Here is a 5,561-nt window from a genome sequence, read left to right as displayed (position 1 = left end):
GCCTGGGCGCGGTCCGGCCCGACGGCACCAGCACGCTGACCATGACGCTGACGCCTCGCGCCCGGGCGCTCATCGAGCGTGCTCTGTGCGACTTCGGCGGGCCAGGTGGGGCCGTGGCATGCGAACCCGGGTCGGACGAGCGCACGCCGGAGCAGCGGGCGCACGACGCACTCGTGCACCAGTGGGCGCTCGGGTCGACCGTCGACCCAGCCCGGCCCAAGGGAATCGCCACCATCGTCGTGCGCGTGACGCCCGAGCAGCTCGAGGAACCCGCCGCGCTCGTCGAGACAGACTCCGGCACCCAACTCAGCGTCCGCCAGGCAGTCTCGATGGCCGGGGCGCTGCCGTGGTTCGTCTCGCTGTTGCGCGACGGTCGCGAGGAACTGCACCGGATCGACGTCGATTCCCACCCCGACCGGCGCCTGGCCTCGGCCATCCAGCGCCTGGTCCTGTTCGCCGCGCACGGAGGGTGCACCTTCCCTGGATGCACCGCACCGGCCAGGAGGAGCCAGTTCCATCACGTGAGGGAATGGTCGCGAGGCGGACCCACGACGGTCGGGAACGGGGCGTTGGGGTGCCCCGTCCACCACGCGTTCGTCGGCGACGGCCCGTCGGCGTGGACGACCATCGCGGACCCCGGATCGCCTGGTCGCTGCACGTGGTTGCCACCCGGCGTCGACAGGCTCACCGATGTCTGACCCGCCCCCTCCCGCCAGCGTGTCCGCCCCTCCCGGCACCTCGTCCGCGCGGCCGCGCGGCGGGTCGCGCGTCGGGTCTGCATGGCGTGTACGAGGTGTGCCGGAGGGCTCGCGCTGTCACAATGCCCTCGTGCCCGATTCCCCCGTTTCCGAGACTCTCCCGCCCGAGACCGCCGCGCCCATGATCCCGTCCCCGGTGACCGACACGCCCCTGTCGTCCTCCGCGGTGTACGTGGCGGCCCCCGAGGGCGACACCGGGAAGTCGACCGTCGCTCTCGGCCTGCTGCGCATTCTCGCCGGGACCGTACAGAGGGTGGGGGTGTTCCGCCCGGTCACCGTCGCGCCACGCGTCGTCGACACCGATACCGGCAGCGACACCGGCCCGGACACCGAGCCCCCGCGCGACCGCATCGTGGAGATGCTGCTCCAGCACACCACCGTGGACCTCGACTACGAGGACTGCATCGGCGTGACCAACGACCGAGTGCACGCGGACCGTGACTCGGCGCTGGCGGAGATCGTGGACAGGTACCACGCGGTGGCCAGACAGTGCGACGTGGTGGTGATCCTCGGTACCGATTACACGGGCGTGCCCAGTCCCACCGAGTTCGACTTCAACGCCACCCTCGCCGTGAACCTCGGCGCGCCGGTCCTCCTGGTGGTCCGCGGCGTCGATCGGACACCAGGGGAGATCGGCACCAACGCCCGGCTGACCCTCGAGGAGCTCAGGGCTGAGCACGCACACCCGGTGGGGATCGTGGTCAACCGGTGCGACCCCCGCGCGCTGGAGGCCATCCAGGCCGAGCTCGCGCCCCTCGACCTGCCCGCCTGGACGCTGCCGAGCCAGGCGCTCCTCACCGCGCCCACGATGGGTGAACTGGTGGATGCCGTGGACGGCACCCTCTACTCCGGTGACCCGGCCCTGCTGGACCGAGAGGTCATGGCCCTGATGGTGGGCGGGATGACCGGAGAGCGGATCCTGGAACGGCTGGTGGACGGAATGGTCGTCATCGTCCCCGCGGACCGGACCGACGCCGTTCTCGCGGTACTCACCGCGCACGCCGCGGAGGGCTTCCCCTCGTTGGCCGGGATGATCTGGAACGGGAGCCTGATGCCGAACGCGGCGATGGACCGGCTGGTCCGCGGCATGCGCTCGACGTTGCCGATCGTGTGCACCGACCACGGCACCTACGACACCGCCCGCCTGGCGGCCGACACCCGGGGACGCGTGTATTCCGGCTCAGGCCGCAAGGTCGAGACGGCGCTGAGCCTGATGGAAAAGCACGTCGACACCGAGGAACTGCTCGCCCGCCTGCGTGTGGACACCCCCGACGTCATGACGCCGCAGATGTTCGAGCACCAGCTCCTCGAGCGTGCCCGCACGGACAAGCGGCACATCGTGCTGCCCGAGGGCGATGACGACCGCATCCTCCACGCAGCCGGCCGGCTGCTACGCCGGGATGTGGCCGACCTGACGATCCTCGGCGACCCCGAGGCCGTGCGCCGTCGCGCGGATGAACTGGGCATCGACCTGTCCGGGGCGCAGATCCTCGACCCGCGCAGGAGCGAGCACGCCGAACCGTTCGCCAGGCAGTACGCGGAGTTGCGCGAGCACAAGGGCATGACCCTGGACGTGGCCCGCGACAGAATGCTCGACATCTCCTACTTCGCCACGATGATGGTGCACACCGGCCTCGCCGACGGCATGGTCTCCGGCGCCGCACACACCACCGCGCACACCATCCGGCCCGCGCTGGAGATCATCCGGACGAGGCCGGGCGTGAAGACCGTGTCCAGCGTGTTCCTCATGTGCCTGTCGGATCACGTCCTGGCGTTCGGCGACTGCGCGGTCGTCCCCACCCCGACCGCAGAGCAACTCGCCGACATCGCGCTGTCCTCCGCCGAGACCGCGTCCCGGTTCGGTGTGGACCCGCGCGTCGCGCTGCTCTCGTACTCCACCGGGGACTCGGGCAGCGGAGCGGACGTGGACAAGGTGCGTGAGGCCACCGAGATCGTGTGCGCGCGCATCGCCGACGCCGCCGAGGGGGACCCGATGGCGGACCTCGTCGTGGACGGACCGCTGCAGTTCGACGCCGCTGTCGACCCCACCGTGGCCCGCAAGAAGATGCCGGAATCGCCGCTCGCCGGCCGCGCCACCGTGCTGGTGTTCCCCGACCTCAACACGGGCAACAACACCTACAAGGCAGTCCAGCGCACCGCCGGGGCCGTGGCGATCGGACCGGTCCTGCAGGGGCTGCGCAAGCCCATCAACGACCTCTCGCGCGGCGCGCTGGTCGAGGACATCGTCAACACCGTCGCCATCACCGCTGTTCAGGCGCAGGGCTCGGCCGATGAGGCGCAGGGCTCAGCCGTTCACGCGCAGGGGACCGTCGACGACCGGGACGGCGACTCGTGACGCGCGTCCTCGTCATCAACTCTGGCTCCTCCTCGCTCAAGCTGCAGATCCTCGACACCGCCATCGAGTCCGAGCTGGCGTGGGCGTTGGTCGAACGCATCGGCGAGCCCGTCGGCACCCTCACCGTGCGCAGCGGTGACCTGGCCGGTTCGCACGGCGAGGAGCGCACCGCGGAGGCCGCGTTCCCTGACCACACCGCAGCACTCGGCCGGGTCTTGGAGCTGGCGGGCGAGCTCGGCGCCCACCCCACCGACCTGGGGGTCGAGGCGATCGGTCACCGGGTGGTCCACGGCGGGCCGGACTTCCACGACCCGGTCGAGGTCACCCCCGAGGTGGAGGCGGGCATCGAGAGACTCGAGCTGCTGGCGCCGCTGCACAACCCCGCCAACCTGCGCGGGATCCGGGTGGCCCGCGAGCTGTTGCCCGACCTGCCGCACGTGGCGGTGTTCGACACCGGGTTCTTCCACACCCTGCCCGCCGCGGCGCACACCTACGCGATCGACCGCGCGGTGGCGAGCAGATGGGACCTGCGCCGATACGGTTTCCACGGCACCAGCCACGAGTTCGTCTCGCGCCGCACGGCCGAGGTCCTGGGCCGCCCGTACGACGAGCTCAACCAGATCGTGCTGCACCTCGGCAACGGCGCGTCGGCCTCGGCGATCGCCGGTGGGCGGGCGGTCGACACCTCCATGGGCCTGACTCCGCTCGAGGGTCTGGTCATGGGCACCCGCCCCGGCGACCTCGACCCCGGACTGATCATCCACCTCATCCGCGACCGGGGCATGTCTCCCGAGGACGTGTCCACCCTGCTCAACCGCAGGTCGGGTCTGGAGGGGTTGGCGGGCGCCCGCGACTTCCGGGAACTGCTCGCGCGGGTCGACGACGGTGACGACGACGCCGTGCTCGCCTACGAGGTGGTGATCCATCGGCTGCGTCGTTACATCGGCGGCTACTGGGCGGTTCTCGGTGACGTCGGGGCCATCACCTTCACCGCCGGAGTGGGCGAGAACGTCGCCCGCCTGCGCGCGGACGCGCTGTCCACTCTCGGCGGCTGGGGGGTGGAGATAGACCCGGACGCCAACGAGAACGGTTCGGGGGAGCGGATCATCTCGCGCGCCGGCAGTCGGGTCACGGTTCTGGTGGTGCCGACCGACGAGGAACTGGCGATCGCCCGGGCGTGCGACACGGTCTTGGGGCTGGGGGAGTAACAGAGCGACCTTTACCTAAGAACACTCTTAGGCCTACAGTGAGGGCCTCCCCCGGACGTCAGCCCGGGTCTGACGAAGCTGGTCGATGCCGAAGCCCCCACGATCTCCGAGTGTCACCGAGCCCGCCCGCGATACGCGGCCCGGCCGGTCGCGAGGTCGTCGCAAGGTGGGGCTGATACCGCTCGCACTCGCGACGGCGGTCACCCTGGTATTCGGCGGGGCGTCGGTCGCCCGGGCCGTCACGGCCACGCCACTGGACGCCCACACCGACCTGGAGTTCTCTCTCGACGGCTCCACCTGGTCGGACGCGCCGGACCTCGTCCTGGGATCGTGGGGTTGCGACCTCGCCGGCGGGCCCGTGCACTCCGATCCGGAGGGCGCGATCGGCGGTACCCCCGAGGTGGACCCGTGCTCGATGTCGCCGGGCGAGTCGATCGACAGGACCTATCACGTCCGCAACGCCACCGACACGGGGCGGACCGGGCGGTACGCGGTGGGTGTCGGGGACTACCTGGTCTCGGGCGAGGCCGAATTCGACGTGAGCAGCACCATCTCCGGCACCGTCGGTTCCGACTCGCAGACCGTGACCCTCTACGGCGCCGACACTCCCCAGGCCGGCGATTCCCCGGCCCGCGGAACCACGGTGGCGGCGCTCGATCTCGCACCCGGTCAGACGGCGAGGGTCGTCGACGAGGTGTCCGTGCCACTCGATGTGGAGAACTACACGCAGCGACAGAGCGTGAGCCCGATGATCTGGGTGTCCTTCTCCGACATCGGGGTGGTGGACACCGACGGTGACGGCCTGCCGGACCTCGTCGAGGACCAGCTCGGCACCGACCCCACAGATCCGGTCAACCGACTGGCCGACGGCACGGTCGGCCGGCCCTTCGGGCCCACGCCGTTCCTGCCGCGCTCGCCCGAGGGGACCGTGCTCGCGGTGGACGACTCGACCCTGCCGCCGGGCATGTGGCTCGAGGACGGCGTCCTGGTGGGCACCCCCTCGAGGGCGGGGACATACGACGTCGAGTTCACCGTCACCCTGCCCGACGGTGCCCCGTACACCTCCATCCGCCGCGTGGTGGTCCGGCCCGGCTCGGGCGGCGGCTCGGCGGACCTCCCCGACATCATCTGGCCGGCCGTGATCGTCGGGGTGATCGGGCTCATCCTGGGGCCGGGACTCGGGTCCCTGGGCGGCTCGATCGGCGGGTCGATCGGCGGGTCGACCGGGGACCTGTCGGG

Annotated in this window: 4 protein-coding genes; all 4 read left to right on the top strand. The window is 71.2% G+C overall.

The features are described from left to right. Positions 1–698, top strand: a 698-nt coding sequence (locus G6027_RS13500) for an HNH endonuclease signature motif containing protein (RefSeq protein ID WP_182637619.1), incomplete at its 5' end; no start/stop codon positions are given. 181 nt (positions 699–879) lie between these two features. Beyond that, positions 880–3,114 (top strand): phosphate acetyltransferase, encoded by a 2,235-nt coding sequence (pta, locus tag G6027_RS13495; RefSeq protein ID WP_182637620.1) that lies wholly within the window; start codon positions 880–882, stop codon positions 3,112–3,114. Beyond that, complete coding sequence (locus G6027_RS13490; RefSeq protein WP_182637618.1) at positions 3,111–4,322, top strand: acetate/propionate family kinase; 1,212 nt, start codon at positions 3,111–3,113, stop codon at positions 4,320–4,322. Before pta ends, G6027_RS13490 begins: the two co-directional genes overlap by 4 nt. 166 nt (positions 4,323–4,488) lie before the next feature. Further along, on the top strand, positions 4,489–5,561 hold a 1,073-nt coding region (locus tag G6027_RS13485; RefSeq protein WP_182637617.1), incomplete at its 3' end, for a thrombospondin type 3 repeat-containing protein.

This window comes from Dietzia sp. SLG310A2-38A2, from assembly GCF_014145095.1.
In the GTDB taxonomy this organism is placed as follows: domain Bacteria; phylum Actinomycetota; class Actinomycetes; order Mycobacteriales; family Mycobacteriaceae; genus Dietzia.
This window is presented reverse-complemented; position numbering and strand designations above follow the sequence as displayed.

Coding starts and splice junctions, on each gene's coding strand:
- pta (WP_182637620.1), top strand. CDS start 880: ATGATCCCGTCCCCGGTGACCGACACGCCCCTGTCGTCCTCCGCGGTG.